17 protein-coding genes, 1 tRNA gene and 1 pseudogene are annotated in these 18590 nt (G+C 66.0%); 13 read left to right on the top strand and 6 right to left on the bottom strand.

Annotated features, from left to right (window positions below; all coding sequences use genetic code 11):
* Positions 1-9 precede the first annotated feature (9 nt).
* Both gabT and gabD read right to left on the bottom strand, forming a co-directional pair.
* The gene (gabT, locus tag UB43_RS17030) at positions 10-1290 is read right to left on the bottom strand and encodes a 4-aminobutyrate--2-oxoglutarate transaminase (RefSeq protein ID WP_045213232.1); all 1281 of its coding nucleotides are present in this window, start codon (positions 1288-1290) and stop codon (positions 10-12) included.
* A 201-nt stretch (positions 1291-1491) separates the two neighbouring features.
* Positions 1492-2943 carry an NADP-dependent succinate-semialdehyde dehydrogenase gene (gene gabD, locus UB43_RS17035; protein ID WP_045213237.1) on the bottom strand — a complete coding sequence of 484 codons (1452 nt, stop codon included), beginning with the start codon at positions 2941-2943 and terminating at the stop codon, positions 1492-1494.
* 657 nt (positions 2944-3600) lie between these two features.
* Between gabD and UB43_RS17040 the strand changes: the two genes are divergently transcribed.
* Both UB43_RS17040 and UB43_RS17045 read left to right on the top strand, forming a co-directional pair.
* A tRNA-Arg gene (locus UB43_RS17040) sits at positions 3601-3677 on the top strand.
* Between the two features lie 214 nt (positions 3678-3891).
* A pseudogene (locus tag UB43_RS17045) lies at positions 3892-4485 on the top strand (hypothetical protein).
* Between the two features lie 35 nt (positions 4486-4520).
* Here UB43_RS17045 and UB43_RS17050 read toward each other — a convergent pair.
* Positions 4521-5246 (bottom strand): hypothetical protein, encoded by a 726-nt coding sequence (locus UB43_RS17050; protein ID WP_045213238.1) that lies wholly within the window; start codon positions 5244-5246, stop codon positions 4521-4523.
* 77 nt (positions 5247-5323) lie between these two features.
* Complete coding sequence (locus tag UB43_RS17055; protein WP_045213239.1) at positions 5324-5503, bottom strand: hypothetical protein; 180 nt, start codon at positions 5501-5503, stop codon at positions 5324-5326.
* Positions 5504-5678: 175 nt separating this feature from the next.
* On the opposite strand from UB43_RS17055, the gene UB43_RS17060 reads away from it, so the two are divergent.
* Entirely contained in the window at positions 5679-6113 is a 435-nt protein-coding gene (locus tag UB43_RS17060; RefSeq protein ID WP_045213241.1) for a CBS domain-containing protein, read from the top strand.
* Positions 6114-6129: 16 nt separating this feature from the next.
* Here UB43_RS17060 and UB43_RS17065 read toward each other — a convergent pair whose 3' ends face one another.
* Positions 6130-6867 carry a metallophosphoesterase gene (locus UB43_RS17065; protein ID WP_045213243.1) on the bottom strand — a complete coding sequence of 246 codons (738 nt, stop codon included), beginning with the start codon at positions 6865-6867 and terminating at the stop codon, positions 6130-6132.
* 365 nt (positions 6868-7232) lie between these two features.
* On the opposite strand from UB43_RS17065, the gene UB43_RS17070 reads away from it, so the two are divergent.
* From UB43_RS17070 to UB43_RS17085, 4 genes are all read left to right on the top strand, one after another.
* The gene (locus UB43_RS17070; RefSeq protein WP_045213245.1) at positions 7233-9449 is read left to right on the top strand and encodes a TonB-dependent receptor; all 2217 of its coding nucleotides are present in this window, start codon (positions 7233-7235) and stop codon (positions 9447-9449) included.
* A 14-nt stretch (positions 9450-9463) separates the two neighbouring features.
* Entirely contained in the window at positions 9464-10540 is a 1077-nt protein-coding gene (locus UB43_RS17075) for an ABC transporter substrate-binding protein (protein WP_052969556.1), read from the top strand.
* Positions 10541-10696: 156 nt separating this feature from the next.
* A complete protein-coding gene (locus tag UB43_RS17080; protein WP_045213246.1) occupies positions 10697-10951 on the top strand; it encodes a type II toxin-antitoxin system HicA family toxin in 255 nt (84 codons plus the stop codon).
* Positions 10948-11292 carry a type II toxin-antitoxin system HicB family antitoxin gene (locus UB43_RS17085; RefSeq protein WP_045213247.1) on the top strand — a complete coding sequence of 115 codons (345 nt, stop codon included), beginning with the start codon at positions 10948-10950 and terminating at the stop codon, positions 11290-11292. Before UB43_RS17080 ends, UB43_RS17085 begins: the two co-directional genes overlap by 4 nt.
* A gap of 129 nt (positions 11293-11421) precedes the next feature.
* Here UB43_RS17085 and UB43_RS17090 read toward each other — a convergent pair whose 3' ends face one another.
* Entirely contained in the window at positions 11422-12153 is a 732-nt protein-coding gene (locus UB43_RS17090) for a class II aldolase/adducin family protein (protein WP_045213248.1), read from the bottom strand.
* A 338-nt stretch (positions 12154-12491) separates the two neighbouring features.
* Here UB43_RS17090 and UB43_RS17100 point away from each other — a divergent pair, with 338 nt between their 5' ends.
* From UB43_RS17100 to UB43_RS17125, 6 genes are all read left to right on the top strand, one after another.
* Positions 12492-13646, top strand: coding sequence for an LLM class flavin-dependent oxidoreductase (locus UB43_RS17100; protein WP_045213251.1), 1155 nt, complete (start codon positions 12492-12494; stop codon positions 13644-13646).
* A 17-nt stretch (positions 13647-13663) separates the two neighbouring features.
* Positions 13664-14719: an ABC transporter substrate-binding protein gene (locus UB43_RS17105; protein ID WP_045213253.1), complete on the top strand. Its 1056-nt coding sequence runs from the start codon at positions 13664-13666 to the stop codon at positions 14717-14719.
* A gap of 86 nt (positions 14720-14805) precedes the next feature.
* Positions 14806-15861: an ABC transporter substrate-binding protein gene (locus UB43_RS17110; protein ID WP_045213255.1), complete on the top strand. Its 1056-nt coding sequence runs from the start codon at positions 14806-14808 to the stop codon at positions 15859-15861.
* Positions 15848-17059, top strand: a complete 1212-nt coding sequence (locus UB43_RS17115; RefSeq protein ID WP_045213256.1) for an MFS transporter — start codon at positions 15848-15850, stop codon at positions 17057-17059. Before UB43_RS17110 ends, UB43_RS17115 begins: the two co-directional genes overlap by 14 nt.
* Positions 17060-17821 carry an ABC transporter permease gene (locus UB43_RS17120; RefSeq protein WP_045213259.1) on the top strand — a complete coding sequence of 254 codons (762 nt, stop codon included), beginning with the start codon at positions 17060-17062 and terminating at the stop codon, positions 17819-17821.
* The gene (locus tag UB43_RS17125) at positions 17818-18579 is read left to right on the top strand and encodes an ABC transporter permease (protein WP_045213260.1); all 762 of its coding nucleotides are present in this window, start codon (positions 17818-17820) and stop codon (positions 18577-18579) included. The genes UB43_RS17120 and UB43_RS17125 overlap by 4 nt, the downstream gene beginning before the upstream one ends.
* The last annotated feature ends 11 nt before the right edge of the window (positions 18580-18590 follow it).

Genomic DNA, 18590 nt, shown 5'->3' on the forward strand with positions numbered 1-18590 from the left:
CGGTAAGGCTCAGGCCAGTTCGTCGAAGCACTCGGCCAGGATGGCCAGGCCTTTTTCCAGCTGCGCGTCAGGGATGGTGACGGGCATCAGGAAGCGGATCACGTTGTAGTAGGTACCGCAGGAGAGCAGGATCAGACCTTTCTCACGGGCACGAACCACGATCTTGCTGACCAGTTCAGCGGCCGGCTTGTTGTGATCGCCGCCTTCGAACAGCTCGATGGCGATCATCGAACCCAGGCCACGAACGTCGCCGATTACCTTGTGCTTGGCCTGGATGTCGCGCAGACCCGCCTTCAGGCTTTCGCCAACGGCTTGCGAACGCTCCAGCAGCTTCTCTTCGTCGAACACTTTCAGCACGGCCAGGGCCGCGGCGCAAGCGATCGGGCTACCGGCGTAGGTGCCGCCCAGGCCGCCGGGAGCGATGGCGTCCATGATTTCGGCTTTGCCGGAAACACCGGAGATCGGGAAACCACCGCCAACGGACTTGGCGAAGGTGGTCAGGTCCGGAACGATACCCAGTTGCTCGGTGGCGAAGAAGGTGCCGGTACGGCCAGCGCCAGTCTGCACTTCGTCAGCGATCAGCAGGATGCCGTGCTCGTCGCACAGGGCGCGCAGGCGCTGCATGAAGGCCTTGGAGTTGACGTAGAAGCCACCCTCGCCCTGAACCGGCTCGATGATGATGGCAGCGATGTCGCGCGGCTGAGCGTCGTTCTTGAAGATGCGCTCGATGCTGGCGATCGACTCGTCTTCGCTCACGCCGTGCAGTTCGCACGGAGCCAGGGCGCGGAAGATGCCGCCCGGCATCAGGCCCATGCCAGCGGAGTACGGAACGACCTTGCCGGTCAGGCCCAGGGTCATCATGGTACGACCGTGGTAGGCGCCGGTGAAGGCGATCACGCCGGCACGGCCGGTGGCGGCACGGGCGATCTTGACGGCGTTCTCAACGGCTTCGGAGCCGGAGGTGACCAGCAGGGTCTTCTTCGGGAAGTTGCCCGGAACGCGCTTGGCGATCTCTTCGGCCAGCTCGATGTAGGGCTCGTACGCCAGCACCTGGAAGCAGGTGTGGGTCAGCTTGGTCAGTTGTTCCTGAACGGCGGCAACCACTTTCGGGTGCAGGTGACCGGTGTTCAGTACGGCAATGCCGCCGGCGAAGTCGATGTACTCACGACCTTCGACGTCCCACACGGTGGAGTTCTCGGCGCGCTCGGCGACGACCGGGTGGATCTGGCCTACACCGCGCGGTACGGCGGCCTGACGACGTTGCAGCAGGGATTCGTTGGTTTTGCTCATAGCTTCCTCAGTGGCCGCTCATCGGGCGACCGGATCAAAGGATGAAAGCGGGGAGAAGCCTCACGCGACAGCATACGATGATCGACTGTCGTGGAACTTGCGGCCCGCCAGACGGGTTGTCCGGTGCTACCACCGGAAAACGCCGACGCGAAGGTGGCTGTCAGCTCTTGCCTGCCACCTCGCGCCCACGGAAAAAACGGATCAGATACCGCCGAGGCAGAGGTATTTGACTTCGAGGTAGTCCTCGATGCCGTACTTCGAACCTTCGCGACCCAGGCCCGAGGCCTTGATGCCGCCGAACGGCGCGACTTCGTTGGAGATCAGGCCGGTGTTGATACCCACCATGCCGTATTCCAGCTGCTCGGCGACGCGGAACACGCGGGCCAGGTCGCGGGCGTAGAAGTAGGAAGCCAGGCCGAACTCGGTGTCGTTGGACATGGCGATGACTTCGGCCTCGTCCTTGAAGCGGAACACCGGCGCCAGCGGGCCGAAGGTCTCGTCCTTGGACACCAGGGCGGACTTCGGTACGTCGACCAGGATGGTCGGCTCGAAGAAGGTGCCACCCAGGGCGTGCGGCTTGCCGCCAGTGAGGACCTTGGCGCCCTTGGAAACGGCGTCGGCGATGTGCTCTTCGACCTTGGCGACAGCCTTGGAATCGATCAGCGGGCCGGTGGTGACGCCCTGCTCCAGGCCGTTGCCGATGTTCAGCTTGGCCACCGCGACTTTCAGCTTCTCGACGAAGGCGTCATACACACCGTCCTGAACGTACAGGCGGTTGGCGCAGACGCAGGTCTGGCCGTTGTTGCGGTACTTGGAGATCAGCGCGCCTTCGACGGCAGCGTCCAGGTCGGCATCGTCGAACACGATGAACGGCGCGTTGCCGCCCAGTTCCAGGGACACTTTCTTGATGTCCTTGGCGCATTCGGCCATCAGCTGGCGACCGATCTCGGTGGAGCCGGTGAAAGTCAGCTTGCGCACGATCGGGTTGCTGGTCAGCTCGCCGCCGACTTCGCCGGCGCTGCCGGTAACCACGCTGAACACGCCTTTCGGAATGCCGGCGCGCTCGGCCAGCTCGGCCAGGGCCAGGGCGGAGTACGGAGTCTGCGAAGCAGGCTTGAGCACCATGGTGCAGCCGGCGGCCAGGGCCGGACCGGCTTTACGGGTGATCATCGCGGACGGGAAGTTCCACGGGGTGATGGCCGCGGTCACGCCGATCGGCTGCTTGATCACGATGATGCGCTTGTCGGGCTGGTGGCCCGGAATGGTGTCGCCGTAGATGCGCTTGGCTTCTTCACCGAACCACTCGAGGAAGGAGGCAGCGTAGGCGATCTCGCCCTTGGCTTCGGCCAGCGGCTTGCCCTGCTCGATGGTCATCAGGCGAGCCAGGTCGTCCTGGTTCGCGATCATCAGGTCGAACCACTTGCGCAGCTTGTTGGCGCGCTCTTTCGCGGTCAGTGCACGCCAGGCCGGCAGGGCCTTGTCGGCGGCTTCGATGGCACGACGGGTTTCGTCGGCGCCCATCTTCGGCACGGTGCCGATGATCTCGTTGGTGGCCGGGTTGTTCACGTTGATGGTCTTGCCGTTGTCGGCATCGACCCAGGAACCGTCAATGTAAGCCTGTTGGCGGAACAGCTTGGCATCATTGAGTTGCATGACCTGTCTCCTTTCGAGGAAAGCCTGTGGACGACGGGTCTACCTCGAGTCCCCGCCTGCCTTGTTGTCTGGATGGGAGAGACCGCGGTCTCTGCCGTTCATTCGTCCCGGCCGACCAGTATCGACGCCGGATGCGAATGGCGCCTCTGCATGGAGGCGACGCCAGGCGAACGGCTCTTAGTTCGCTCGGCATGCGGACACGAAAAAACGCAGGCCGGGGTCATTGCCCGGTCTGGTTGAACTCGTTCACGCACAGATTCCCGGGCTCGGCCCAGGAGTACGACTGCCCTACAACCTTCCGGTACGCTGATCGACGGAAGCCGCACGGAGACCTGTCACAAGGGACATGCGGTGGGTGCAACGGAAGACTGTCATCCCGCAGGCTGATGGCCGGCTGGTGTGATGCCAATTCTCCGGTCTCCTGTTGTTGTGATGGGGAGGCGTTTGAAATCTCAAACGAATCCTAGGGCCCTCGACTGCAAAGGGCAATAGCTCGTTCGACAAAACCAACGAAGGTATCCGCTTGCAGGGGGTTTTCGGAGGATTTCTACCGACAAGCGGCTGTTTTCGTTCGATATCATGAACGAGCGTACCTGCATTGGACGCCTGCACGGGAGATGCGTATGATTGCCGCCTGCCGCGCCAGCCGCGGCATACGCACCAGTAGCTCAGCTGGATAGAGTACTGCCCTCCGAAGGCAGGGGTCGTGGGTTCGAATCCCGCCTGGTGCGCCATCTAACTGGTTTCGAATTGCTTCAGAAAGTCTGCGAAACCGCCTGAAAAGCCCGCCCTGAGCGGGCTTTCCTGTTTCTGGCGGTCAACTCCGCGTAGGCCAGGCCTTCAGGCGGCCTTCAAGGCCAGGAAGACCCTCGACGCCCGACGATTCCTCTTCGCCATACAAGGTTGTATAAGCCTTGCGCCATCGCGCGAGAAAAGGACAAACCGCCCATGCTCCGGCTCCTGCTGCCAGCCCTGCTGCTGACCCTTGCCGGCTGCGCCACCAAGCCTCCGGCGCACCCCGAAAACCTCTGCGAGATCTTCCGCGAAAAGCCGAAATGGCATGAAGCGGCGCTGCAGGTGCAAAAGCGCTGGGGCGGAACGATCCAGGTGCCCATGGCGATGATGTACCAGGAGTCCTCCTTCAAGCACGACGCCCTGCCGCCGCGTTACTACTTCCTCGGCTTCATTCCCTGGGGCCGGGTCAGTTCCGCCTACGGCTACGCCCAGGCCAAGGACGAGACGTGGGCGGACTACAAGAAGGAAGCCGGCGGCTGGGGCGCCGACCGCGACGACTTCGCCGACGCACTGGACTTCATGGGCTAGTACATGAACAAGACCTACAGCGTAAACCGCGTCTCCAAGTGGGACGCCTACGGCCAGTACCTGAACTACCACGAGGGCTGGGGTGGCTACCGCCAGCGCAGCTATGACGCCAAGCCGTGGCTGAAGACGGTGTCGCAGAAGGTCCAGACGCGCGCCTCGCTGTACGGCGCCCAGTACAAGAGTTGCGAGCAGGAATTGTCCGGCGGCGGCTGGTTCTAGCGACCCCGAATGTTCACGCTACAGCGCAGGAGCACTCAGCGCCCCATGATCCGCCGGTACTCGTCGCGGTATTCCTCGTAAGGCAGGTTGCGACGCTGCAGCTCCATCAGCTGCTGCTCCTGGCTCAGCGGGCGGGAGACGTGGGCAACGGTTTCCGCCGCGGTCGGAGAGACCGGCTGCGGCACCGCCTCGGGCGGCTGCGCCGGCGTGGTGGCGGGCAGTGGCGCCGGCAGGCTGCGGGACGGGCGGGCGACCAGCAGGGCGCTGGTGATCTCTTCGACTATCTGCTCGGACACCGCGCTGACTTCGGAGGAACCCATGGTGGTGAACAGGTCGCCATCGGCTTCGCTTTCGTAGCGGCGCGAGGCAAGCAGCTGGCCGGTCAGGCCGTCGTGGTAGCGCACGGTGGAGGTGATCCACTCCTCCTCGCCACTGCCGGGACGGTTGTTGGCGTTGTGCCCGGCGCCGACCTCGATCACGACCAGGGTGGACAGGGTGTCGGTGGCGCGTGGTTCGCCGTCCTGCTCGGTGAGCTGGTAGTCGGCCGAGCCGGCCTCGTCGCGCAGTGCCTCGCGCCAGCTGGCCTTCAGCGCGCCCCAGCGCGGATTGGCCGCCACCGTGGCGTCGGGCTGGAAGTTCACCACCATCACGTGGCGGGTGTCGCGGTAGAGGGAAATGGGCGCGGTGCGGTCATCCCGGCGGACGTCCGAAGAACATCCACAGAGCAGGGAGACGGCCAGGGCGAGCGTGACGTAGCGCATGGTGCTTTCTCTTTATTGTCTGGCCAGCATTCTGCCAGCCAATCATGACGCCCGGATATCGTCCGAAGGTCAGTCCTCTACCAGTCCTCGTCGTCCAGGCCCGGCTGGTACTCCTCCGCGTCGTCGTCCTCTTCGTGATCGCCGGGCGAGTCCTCGAAGAACGCCGCATCCTCCTCCAGCAGGCCGTCGAGGTCGTCATCGAGGTCCAGCAGGTGGTCGTGTTCGGGCTCGTGGAGGTCGAGGTCTTCGTCAGTCATGGCCGGTCTTTCGTGGGGGGAAACGGGGAAGGAATTCACAGTATAAGTCGCGCCGCGGGAGGATGACGCTCCCGTGACGGCGGACGGCGCTTTCCGGCCTTGCCGGATCGCGATTCGTCCACGATTCTCTATGAACCACGGGCATCGCGCCGTGAACGACGAACAGGGGGTAGGAATGAAGACTGTGGCTCAGCTGTTGAACGCCAAGGCGGACCAGCAGGTTTACACCATCGCCCCGGATGCGCTGGTGATCGATGCACTGCGCCTGATGGCGGAGAAGAACCTCGGCGGCCTGCCGGTGGTGGAGGCCAACCAACTGGTCGGCTTCTTCAGTGAGCGCGACTACGCCCGGCGCCTGGCGCTCAAGGGGCGCAACTCGGAAGACACACCGATCAGCGCGGTGATGACCGCGCCGGTGATCACCGTGGACACCCACCTGAACGTCGACAAGTGCATGGGCATCATGACCGAGCGCCACCTGCGCCACCTGCCGGTGGTGGAGAATGGCGAGCTGCTCGGGCTGCTGTCCATCGGCGACCTGGTGAAGGCCGCCATCGCCGAACAGGCCGCGCTGATCCAGCAACTGGAACAGTACATCCGCGGCGAGTGATCGCCCCGGCGGTCGCTCAGCGCGCGGCCGCCGTTTCCACTTCACCGCTGTGCATGTCGACGAGGCTCAGGCAGCCGTCGGCATAGCCGCTGCCCGTGTCGATGTAGTGGGTATTACCCAGCGGGCGCACGGCGCTCTGCGCGGTATGGCCGACGTACAGGCGCTCCAGCCCGGCAATGACCGTGGCGTCTTCCTTCTCGATTCGCGTGCGTGCCCACATCGCAAGGCCGACGGCGTTGCGCCGGGCGCTTTCACCCAGCTCGCCGGCCAGCGCGGCAACGCCGCTGTCCCAGTCCGGAAAGGCCGGTGATACCGGCGCCTCGGCGTGCACGATGCCGGCGCGACGGCCCTCCCCCAGTTCGACTTCGATCACCAGCGGCAACTGCTGCAGCCGCCGGGCGATGCGCTCGCGGGTCACCGGGGTGAGCTTGTACAGCCAGGTGCCGCCATTGCGGAAGTGCAGGTCGCGGTCATCGCCGGCCAGCACCACATCGATCACCAACTGCTCGTGATTACCGCGCACCGAGGCGAACCAGGGCTTGGCCAGCCACTCGAGCACCTGCGGCGAATAGGGCCCGCGATCCACCAGATCGCCGGCGGCGAACAGGCGGTCGGCGGCCGGATCGAATCCGACCTGGCCGAGCAGACGCTGCAGCAATTCGAAATGGCCGTGCACATCCCCCACCACGAAGTCGCGGCCGCGCGGGTTACGCGGGAAGCGTTGCAGGGGTTGCTCCGGCAAGAGCGTATTCATTGCCAACTCCAGTGCTTTCAAGTGACCAGCTTATCAGCTGCACATTGCGTTCCAGCGGCACTGCGACGAAAGCCGCGCCGCTCGGCCGACCTGCTGCTGACCCACTGCTGCCCAGGCAGCGACGGCCCAGCATGGAGTGTTGCCCCAGCAGCACAGCGGTCGCACATCCCAACAAAATCACTTTTATATCAGCAACTTACCGACAACAGAGAAAGCGGTACGGATGTTGCGATGTCCCCGGCAAGCCTTTCGGCCTTCATCACGCGTGAGCCAGCACAAGAGCAACGCAATAACAGCTTCATGCCTTGCGGCGACGACCGAGCACCACAGAGCCAGCCGTCCTTTCGCCGCCCCCTGGGGACACCATGTTCAAACGCAGCACCCTTTCCCTCGCCATCCTGGCGAGCCTGGCCAGCGTCGTCGTCCACGCGGCCGACGGCGAGTCGCCGAAAACCGAAGAAGCGAGCGCCGCGCCGACCCTCGGCAAGGTGGTGGTCACCGCGCAGAAGCGCGAGGAATCGGTACAGGAAGTGCCGGCGCCGATCACCGTGCTGAGCGGCGAGAAGATCCGCGACGCCTCCCTGCAATCGGCCAGCGAAGTCACCCGCTACACCCCCAACGCCTCCGCCGGCACCACCGACGGGCACGGTCGCCCGCGCTGGTGGATTCGCGGCCTGGGCACCGGTGACCAGGGCGCCAACACGGTCAGCCCGATCGGCATCTACGTCGACGACGTGTACATCGCCAACATCAGCGCCACCGGCTTCCCGCTGTTCGACCAGGAGCGCGTGGAAGTGCTGCGCGGCCCGCAGGGCACCCTGTGGGGCAAGAACACCACGGGCGGCGCGATCAACTTCATTTCGCGCAAGCCGACCTTCAGCCCCGAGGGCTACTTCAAGGTCGACATGGGCAATTACGCCAATCGCATCGTCGAAGGCGCGGTGAGCGATGCGCTGGTGGACGACAAGCTGGCCGGGCGCGTGTCCTTCCATCACCAGGGCCGCGACGGCTACACCGAGAACCTCAACGATGGCGACGACCAGGGCGCGCTGGAAGACGACGCCGTGCGCCTGCAACTGGCCGCGCGGGTCAACGACAACCTGGACGCCAACCTCAACGTCCACGCCCGCCACTACCACGACACCGCCAGCTACAACACGGTGAGCTACGGCACCCGCCCGGACGGCACCAACCAGTTCGGCTATTCCATCGACCCGAAGCTGGGCAAGGCCAACTTCAACGCCAAGTACCAGGCCGAGATCGACCAGGCCGGCAGCAACCTCAACCTGGTCTGGCAGCTGGGCGACCTGGAGCTGACCTCCATCACCGCCTTCGAGCACTTCACCCGCGACGGCTGGACCGACAGCGACAACACCCCGCTGGAACTGCAGCGCAGCTACAGCTATGCCGACAGCCAGCAATGGTCGCAGGAACTGCGCCTGGCCTCGCCGCGCAGCGACCGGCTGAACTGGGTGCTGGGCTTCCACTACTTCAACGAAGACCTGGAGTCGAAGAACGCCAACGCGGCGCTGCCCAACGTCTACGTGCCCAGCTACTACAACAACGTCAGCTACGACCAGAAGACCGAGAGCTACGCGATCTTCGGCAGCACCACCTACAACTTCACCGACGACTTCAACGTCACCGCCGGCCTGCGCTGGACCCGCGAGACCAAGGACATCGACCTGGAGCGCCTGGTCAACCGCGGCGCCGCCAGCTTCGGCGACGGCCACTGGTGGCAGCCGGGCAACGTCGACTCACCGCTGGTCGTCAACGCCACCCAGGACGAGAGCAACACCTGGAGCGACTACAGCTGGGACCTGACGCCCGAGTACCGGATTTCCGATAACGCCCGCGCCTACTTCCGCTATGCCCGTGGCTTCCGCTCCGGCGGCTACAACGCCGGCGTCACCAGCCAGGCCACCGTCGCCAAGGTCGATCCGGAATACCTCACCTCCTACGAGCTGGGCCTGAAGTCGGAGTGGTTCGACGGCCGCCTGAACGCCAACGCCAGCGTCTTCTACTACGACTACAAGGACATCCAGCTCAACATCGTCACCGCGGTGAACAACCAGACCGTCTCGCGCCTGGCCAACGGCGCCCAGGGCGAGGCCTACGGCGCCGAGTTCGAGCTCGAGGCCATCCCGGTGCAGAACCTCCACGTCAACTTCGGCCTGGGCCTGCTGCACACCGAGTTCACCGACTACACCTCGGGCAATGACGACTACTCCGGCAACCACTTCGTCCGCGCGCCCAGCGTCTCGGCGGTGATCGGCGCCGACTACCGCATCCCGCTGAACGTCGGCGGCGCGGTGGTGCTGGGCACCGACTGGAATACCCGCAGCCGCCAGTACTTCTTCACCAACGACCAGAGCGCCAACATGCGCACCGGCGGCTACACCCTGGGCAACGCGCGCGTGACCTACGAACTGCCGGGCGAGACCACGCGCATCACTGCCTACGTGAACAACCTCACCGACAAGGAATACCGCAACCACACCCTGCCCACCGGCTACCAGACGGCGGCGGTCATGTACGGCGACCCGCGCACCTTTGGCGTCTCGGTCACCACCGACTTCTGAGCGAGGTAATCTCCATGAACCTTCTGCATCGCGCGCTGCGCCGGCTGCTGCCGGCCGCCGCCGTGCTGCTCGCGGGCCACGTCCTGGCCGCCGAGCAGCCGACCACCCTGCGCATCGCCACAGTGGCCTATGCCAACGCCGGACAAATCACCTTCAACGGCCCGTCCTACGTGATCGACCGCGACAAGTGGCTGGAGCAACAACTGGCCAGGCGCGGCATCAAGCTGGAGTGGGTGCCTGCGGCGACGGGCTCGGTGGGCACCTTCGTCAACGAAGAGTTCGCCAACCGGCGCATCGACTTCGCCTTCTACGGCGACCTGCCGTCGATCATCGCCAACGCCTCGGGCGTGCAGACCCGACTGATCGTTCCCGGCGGCATCGGCAACAACGTCTACCTGGTGGTGCCGCCGGGCTCCACGGCGAAATCCATCGCCGACCTCAAGGGCAAGCGCATCGCCCTGCACCGTGGCCGGCCGTGGGAACTGTCGTTCGCCAAGCTGCTGGAAGCCAACCACCTGGGCTTCGAGGACTTCCGCATCTTCAACCTCAACCCGCAGGCCGGCGCCGCCGCATTGAGCGCCGGGCGAGTAGACGCCTTCTTCACCCTCAGCGACGCCTTCCTGCTGGAAGACAAGCAGGTCGGCCGCGTCATCTGGTCGAGCAAGGAGGCGCCGGCCGACTGGAAGATGCGCGCCGAAGTCTGGGGCGCGCGGGACTTCGTCAAGGCTCACCCGGACCTCACCCAACTGGTGGTGGACGCCTACCTGAAGGCCGCGTGGTGGGTCTCCCAGGACGCCAACCAGGCGGCGTACCAGGAAGCGCAGTCACGCTCCGGCGTGCCGGTCAGCGTGCTGCAACGAGAAGTCTCCGGCGAGCCTTGGCCTGCGCACTTCTCCCCGCTCTACGACGACGCCCTGCGCCAGCACTACACCGATGGCATCGCCTACAGCCTGAAGGCGAAGCTGATCCGCAACGAAGTGAAGGTGGACGACCTGCTGGAGCCGAAGTTTGTCGAGCAGGGGTTGAAGAATCTGCAGCTGGAGAGCTTCTGGCAGCGCAGCGCCGGGCCTTCCGTCGCTGCCAAGCCGTGACCTGAGCGTAGGAGCGGACTCCGTCCGCGATAGCCTCCAGCGCGCCGCGAGCCAATCGCGGGCGAACTCCGCTCCTACAGAAAAGCTCGACGATCCACTCGGATCATGGGCGCGTCACGGGCATAAAATGCTATCATCAAGCGATAGCATTTCCAGATGCAAAGTCGCCACCGAAAAACCCTCGTAATGATATTCCGCACGCCAACCAGTGCATCGATAGTCTTTACCGACATCGAAGCTCTGATTCTGCATTTGGGCGGCGCTGTCGAAGAGCGCGAGGGTTCGCGGGTGAAGCTGATGCTGCAGGGTCAAACCTGGCGTTGCCATCGCCCGCATCCGGGCAAGGAAGCCAAGCGCTACCAGGTCGAAGAAGCCCGGGAATTCCTGCGTCGGGCTGGAGTGGAAACATGAGCCGCATGTCTTACAAGGGCTACACCGCCCGTATCGAATTCGACGACCGTGACGATCTCTTCGTCGGCCGGCTGCTGGGCGTGCATGACATCATCAGCTTCCATGCCGACAGTGTCGGCGGTTTGCACGCTGCCTTACAGGAAGCGGTCGAGGACTACCTCGCCGATTGTGCCGAGCGTGGCGTAGAGCCGGAGAAGCCCGCCTCCGGAAAGATCATGCTGCGCATCCGGCCGGAAGTGCACGCCGCCGCCGCCATTGCAGCCAAGGCGTCCGGCAAGAGCCTGAACCAATGGGCAGAGAATGTCTTCGAGCGCGCCGCGCGCAGACGCACCAGCAGTTGAGCGCACATGTGTAGGAGCGAGCTTGCTCGCGAACAAACCCTGCGGCGGACTTGGTTCGCGAGCAAGCTCGCTCCTACGAACAGCAAAAGAAAAGCCCTCGCAAGAGGGCTTTTTGTTTGCGGCAAAAACTCAGGCCGCCGCGCCCAGCAGTTTCTGGCCCTGCTCCCAGAGGCCGGTCATCTTCCATTGCTGCTCCAGCACGCCGGGGCCGAATTCCCGGGAGCCGCCGAGGCCTTCGGCGAGGCCCTGGAAGTAGGCGCCTTCTTCGATCAGCAGGATCAGCTTGGAGGCCTTGATCAGGTCCTCGCCCCAGAAGGTCGCGCCACCGTTGGCTTCGAGGATGGCCGGGGTGTGCGGGTTCTCGGCGAGCTTGTCGAGGATGAACAGCGGCTCGGGCTGGCGGCGGTCGATGTAGATCGGCAGCTCGCGGGCCAGGGTCACGCGCTGGGAGGCGGCGTAGCGGATCGGCAGCACGCGGTGGGCGCTGGCCCAGCCGCCGAGGTACGGCGTGTGGACGTGGATCACCACGTTGATTTCCGGGCGCGCCTGGAAGATCGCCGCATAGCGCTTGCCGTTGCCGCCGGCACCGCGGCCGCTGAGCGGGGTCGCTCCGGCGATGCTTTCGTCGAGGATCACCTCGCCGTCATAGGTCGAGATCACCGCGCGGATTTCCTGGTCGTCGGCCCAGGGATTCGGCGCGTGGACGGCGATCACCTGGTCGCTGTCCGGCACGCGCACATAGGCCTGGTAGGTATTGGTGGCGGTGAGGGTGCGGCTTTCCTTGAGCACGCGGAAGGCCTTGGCGAAGTCACGGCGGACCTGTTCGAGCTGGCTGGCGAGTTGCGGATCGAGGGTGGACATGGAGTGCCTCCTGGCAGTCGGGATGGATGAACCGCGTGGCGGTGTTCCAGTGACTGAGCAGGACTTGTGCCACTAAAAAATATCACTATTAATCAACAGGTTAGAAAGCAATCAAGCCAGCGGCGGCGCGCCACGCCTGGCTGAACGGGCGAAATTGCTGCCCGCCCAGCATCCCCTGCTGACCCACTGCTGCTGTACAGACAAACGCCTTGCTGCCGCAGCAGCACACCACCCTGAAAGCCGCGCACGGCCTGGCCTGCAGCCTTTGGGCACAGCCCTTGCTCAACACCTTGCACGAGCAGCACGACGCTGCCCCCGCCACGTAAAGGAGCAAGGCCATGAGCACCGAATTCTTCTGGCGACTGCCGCTGGGCAGCGACGGTCCCTATCTCGCCTCGGACAAGAACAACCGCGGCAGCCACATCGAGCGCCCCGGCAACATCGCTCCGGGCCGCCTGCCCAACGGCGAGCCGGACGGCTTCACCTACATCGACTACATCGCCCAGGTGGCCAAGGCCGCCGAGATCGCCGGCTTCGAGGGCGCGCTGCTGCCCACCGGCCCGGAGCCGTGGATCGCCGCCGCCGCCCTGGCCCGCGAGACCCGCCGGATCAAGTTCCTCATCGCCTTCCAGGCCGCCTGGACCCTGCCCGCCTACGCCGCACAGCAGGCAGCGATCCTCCAGCACCTGTCCCGCGACCGCCTGGAGTGGAACATCATCACCGGCGGCAACCCCGCCAGCCAGCGCGCCAACGGCGACTTCCTCGAGCACGACAAGCGCTACCAGCGCACCGGCGAGTTCCTCGACATCATCGACGGCCTGTGGAAGAACGAGCAGTTCTCCTACCAGGGCGATATCTACCAGCTGGAGAACGGCTCGCTGCCCATCGCGCTGCGCAACGTGCGCAAGCCGGGCGTGTACTTCTCCGGCTTCTCGGACCCGGCGCTGGACGTCGCGGCAAAGCACGCCGACGTCTACCTGAACTGGGCCGAGCCCATCGACAAGCTCAAGCCGCACCTAGAGCGCGTGCGCGAGCTGGCCGACAAGCAGGGCCGCGAGATCCGCTTCGGCATCCGCATCGACCTGTTCGCCCGCGAGACCGAAGAGGCCGCCTGGAGCGAGCTGCGCCGCCAGTACGAGCGCATCGACGCGCGCACCAGCGCCTTCATCAAGAACTTCGCCACCGGCTCGGACTCCGTCGGCGCCGCGCGGCAGACCGCCTACCACCAGAACGTCGAGCGCTTCGACGACCTGATCCTCGGCCCCAACCTCTGGGCCGGCTTCGGCAAGGCCAAGCCGGGCCCGACCATCGGCCTGGTGGGCAGCCACGAGAACGTTGCCGAGCGCCTCGCCGAATACCGCGACGCCGGTTTCTCCACCTTCATCCTCGCCGGCAACCCGCACCTGGAAGAAGCCCTGCGCATCGGCCAGGAAGTGCTGCCGCTGGTGCAGGGCAAACGCGCCGACGTCCACGAACTCAAGGCCCGCGCCTGACCCACAAGGAGCTGCACATGTCCCGTCCCCTCGATACCCTCTGGTACACCCGTTGCCCGGTTCCCACCGGCCTCGGCATCGCCGTGCAGAAAGGCTGGCTGGAAGAATCCCTGGCCGAGCAGGGCACGCAGATCCAGTCGCTGCGCGAGTCCGCCGACCAGGCGGTGCGCGAGTCGCACTTCGACCACACGCTGCAGAACTCGGTGCGCCACGGCGGCAACATCCCGGCCATCTGGGCCCGCGCCAGCGGCCGCGAGACCCGTGTGATCGGCCTGTCCTGGGCCGATGAAGCGCAACTGATCCTGACCACCGCCGAGAGCGGCATCCGCACCGTGCGCGACCTCAAGGGCCGGCGCTTCGGCCTGCCGGACTGGAGCGGCGCGCAGATCGACTTCACCCGCGCCCAGGCCATCCGCGGCCTGGAAAACGCCCTACGCCTGGAAGGCCTGGAAGTGCGCGACCTGGAGCTGGTGGACTTCGGCCTGAAGGGCACCTTCAGCGACGAGGCGCCGGGCAACATCGTCGGCATCACCGGCCACGGCGGCAGCCGCCGGCGCAGCCAGAACCCGGAACTGGTCGGCCTGCTGCGTGGCGAAGTCGACGCGATCTTCCTCAAGGGCGCCCACGCCGTGCAGCTGGCACAGCAGTTCGGCCTGCACACGGTGATCGACACCGGCGCGCACCCCGAGCCGCTGATCCGCGCCAACAACGGTACGCCGCGCACCCTGAGCGTCGACCTCAACCTGCTGGAGCAGCACCCCGACGCCGCCACCGCGATCCTCGCCTCGGTACTGCGCGCCGAGGACTGGGCGCACCAGCACCCGGACGACACCCGCCGCTACCTGGCACGGGAAACCAACAGCAGCGAGTTCTGGGTCGCCACCGCCTACGGCGAAGACGCCCACCTGCGCCTGCGCACCAACCTGGACGAAGGCTCGATCCTCGCCCTGCAGGACTTCACCGACTTCCTGCACCGCTGGAACTTCGTCCCGGCGAGCTTCGACGTGCGTGAGTGGATCGACCCGCGCCCGCTGGAAACCCTGCGCAGCCGCCTCGCGCAAAAGGCCGGCTGACCAACGTCACGAGGGCGACTCCCTCTGTTTCCCGACCTGAGCCCCCGCGCGCCGGCGCGGGGGCTTTCATCCCCCGACGGACACCCATGAGCACACCGCTGGAAACCCTCTGGTACACCCACAGCCCCGTCCCAACGGGCCTCGGCATCGCTGTCGAATCCGGGCGCCTGGCCCAGGCCTTCCGTCCCTTCGGCACGCGCATCCAGTCGCTGCGCGAGTCCTCCGAACGCGAGGTGCGCGAGGCGCACTTCGACCATCACCTGCCCTATTCCGTGCGCCACGGCGGCAACATCCCGTCGATCTGGGCCCGCGCCAGCGGCGCGCGCACGCGGGTGATCGGGCTGTCGTGGAGCGACGAGGTGCAATTGATCGTCAGCGCGCCGGACAGCGGCGTGCGCAGCATTCGCGACCTGCGCCACCGGCGCTTCGGCCTGCCGAAGTGGGCCAACGTGCAGATCGACTTCACCCGCGCCCAGTCCCTGCGCGGCCTGGAAAACGCCCTGCGCCTGGAAGGCCTGGAAGTGCGTGACGTCGAGCTGGTGGACTACCCCTACGGCGGCACCTTCAGCGACGACCCCGTGCGCCATGTGTTCGGCGCCCAGGTGGCGCTCAAGGGCAACCGCGTGGTGCAGCGCAACAACGAGCTGATCGGCCTGCTGCGCGGCGACATCGACGCGATCTTCCTCAAGGGCGCCCACGGCCTGCAGCTGGCCCACGAATTCGGCCTGCACGTGGTGATGGACGTCGGCTCGCACCCCGAGCCGCTGGTGCGCTCCAACATCGGCACACCGCGCACCCTGACCGTCGACCAGCAACTGCTGGACGAGCACTTCGACGCCGCCGTACTGGTGCTCGACAGCGTGCTGCGCGCCGAGCAGTGGGCCTGGGCACACCCGGAAGAAACCCGTCGCTTCCTCGCCCGCGAGCTGAACACCAGCGAATTCTGGGTGGCCAGCGCCTATGGCGAGGACGCGCACCTGCGCCTGCAGACCAACCTCGCCGAGCGCTCGATCAACGCCCTGCGCGACCTCACTGCGTTCCTCCAGCGCTGGGAGTTCATTGGCGCCAACTTCAGCGTCGACGACTGGATCGATCCGCGCCCGCTGGAAGCCCTGCTGGGGAAGATCGATGTCGCCATCTAGCACCACGCGGCCCGGCGCCTTCCTGCTCAACTTCATGCTGCTGGCGGCGTTCAGCGGCGCCACCATCGGCATGGCGAAGATCGTCACCACGCTCTACGCCATCAGCATCGGCGCCAATGCCATGCAGATCGGCATCATCTCGGCGATGGAAGCCCTCGGCATGGTGATCCTCACCCTGCCCGCCGGCTTCGTCATCGCCCGCTTCGGTGCGCGCCGGGTGTACTTCCTCGCCAGCCTCGGGCCGATGCTGCTGAACCTGGCCATCCCGCTGTTCGGCGGCTGGCTGTGGCTGGCGTTCGCGCGGCTGCTGATCGGCCTGTGCATCCCGTTCCGCATCGTCGCCATGAACAGTGCCTTCCTGCGCCAGCTCAAGCGCATCGGCAACGACAAGGCCGGCTGGTACCGCGGCTCGCTAACCCTGGGCATGGGCCTGCTCGGGCCGCTGCTGGGCAACTGGCTGAGCGGCGCGGCGAGCTTCACCTGGGGCTTCGCCGCCATCGGCCTGTGCTTCGGCCTGATGGCCTTCTACAGCCTCGGCTTCTGGGAAGGCGAGGCGCCCGCTGAAGACGTTCCCGTGGCCGCCGCCACCGGCGGATTGCTGCAACAGGTCGGCGCCATGCTGGCCAATGTCGAGATCGCCGAGAGCTGCCTGATCGAACTGCTCAGCGCCGCCACCAGTGCGCTGTTCGGCACCTTCATCCTGCTGCTGGCGATGGAAGTCGCCGGCCTGTCGCAAGGCCAGGCAGTAAGCCTGGTGATGATCCAGGGCCTGGCCTCGGTGCTCGGCCTGTTCGGCTTCGGCTACCTGATCGAGCGCAGCGGCCGCAAGCTGGCCTACGTCGGCAGCCTCAGTGCGGCGCTCGCCGCCCTGCTGCTGCTCGGCAGCGCGCAAAACTACTGGCTGCTGGCACTGGGCGGCGTACTGCTCAGCGCGGCGGCGGCGCTGATCCACCTGGTGAACATGGCCCAGCTGGGCGAGCACGCCATGGACAAGAGCAAGATTTCCGGGCTGTTCAACCTGGCGTCCATGTCCGGCAGTTTCTCCGGCGCGCTGCTGGGCGGGGCGATCAGCCACTTCGTCGGGCTGGGCAACCTGTTCCTCTGCTGGATTCCCCTGGTGCTGCTGGCTGCGCTGTTCTGCTGGCAACGCAAGCAGCGCCGCCAGAACGCCGGGCCATTGCTCGGACAGGAGGGCTGAATGCTTGACCGTACCCTGGACCGCCTGAGCTGGTTCGCGTCCCCGCTGCTCCTGCTGCTGGCCTGGTTCGTCGCCGCCCGCGCCGGCTGGTTCCCGCCGCAGTTGCTGGTGCCGCCGGCGGAAGTCTGGACCAGCTTCCAGGACCTGCTGGCCAGCGGTGAACTGCGCGAGCACGTGGTCAACAGCCTGTCGCGCCTGGCCATCGGTTTCAGCATTGGCGCACTGGGCGGCCTCATCTTCGGCACCGCCATGGCGCTGTCGAAGACCATGGAAGCCTATTGCGCGCCGCTGTTCCACACGCTGCGCCAGGTGCCGTCGATCGCGCTGATCCCGATGTTCATCCTGTTCTTCGGCGTGGAAGAAACCTTCAAGGTGCTGATCGTCACCAAGGCCGCCTTCTTCCCCGTGGCGCTGGCCGCCAGCGAGGGCGTGAAGGGCATCCCGCGCGGCTATTTCGAGGTCGCCAGCGTGTACCGCCTGCCACTCTGGAGCCTGCTGCGCGACGTCGCCTTCCCCGCCGCCGCGCCGCCCATTGTCACCGGCCTGCGCATCAGCCTGAGCCGCGCCTGGATGGTGCTGGTGGCCGCCGAACTGCTCGCCGCCGACAGCGGCCTGGGGCAGATGATCGAGCTGAGCCGGCAGATGCTGCGCATCGACATCGTGATGGTCGGGGTGATCGTCACCGGCGCCATCGGCTTCGCCCTCGACTTCGCCTTCCGCCTGCTGGAGAAGCGCCTGCTGCGCTGGAGACCGACACCATGATCCGCTTTCTCAAGAGCCTTCGCGGGCTGCTGTTGCCGGCGCTGCTGATCGCCGCCTGGCACTGGCAGTCGCAACAGGGCGCCAGCGCCGCCTATGCCTTCGTCCCGCTGGAGCGCATCGGCGCCGGCTTTGCCGAGCTGATCCGCACCGGCGAGCTGTGGCTGAGCGTCGCCGCCAGCCTGCAACGCACCTGCCTGGGCCTGCTGATCGGCGTGCTCGCCGGCTTCGCGCTGGGCGCCGGGATGGCCTTGTCGCGCCCCGTGGAGCGGCTGTTCGCACCGCTGTACCACACGATCCGCCAGGTGCCGATCCTCGGCCTGATCCCGCTGATCGCCCTGTGGTTCGGCAGCGGCGAGCCGTCCAAGGTGCTGATCGTCAGCCTCGCCGCCTTCTACCCGATGACGCTGAACGCCTTCGAAGGTTTCCGCGACGTGGAGAAGCGCTACCGCGAAGTGGGCCGCCTGTATGCCTTCGGTCCCTGGCAGCAGTTCCGCGAAGTGCTGCTGCCCGGCGCGCTGCCCAGCCTGAGCAACGGGGTGCTGCACGCGCTGGCCTTCGCCTGGGTCAGCTCGGTGGGCTGCGAGCTGTTCCTCTCCACCGGCATGGGCCTGGGCAACCTGATGATGAACGCCGAGACCGGCTCGCGCATGGAGATCGTGGTGATCGGCGTGCTCAGCATCGGCCTGCTCGGCTACGCCATGAACCAGCTGTTCGCCCGCCTCGCCCGCCACCTGCTGCGCTGGCGCAACCTGCGCTGACCCTTATTGCC

The organism is Pseudomonas sp. 21 (assembly GCF_000955805.1).
GTDB lineage: Bacteria > Pseudomonadota > Gammaproteobacteria > Pseudomonadales > Pseudomonadaceae > Pseudomonas.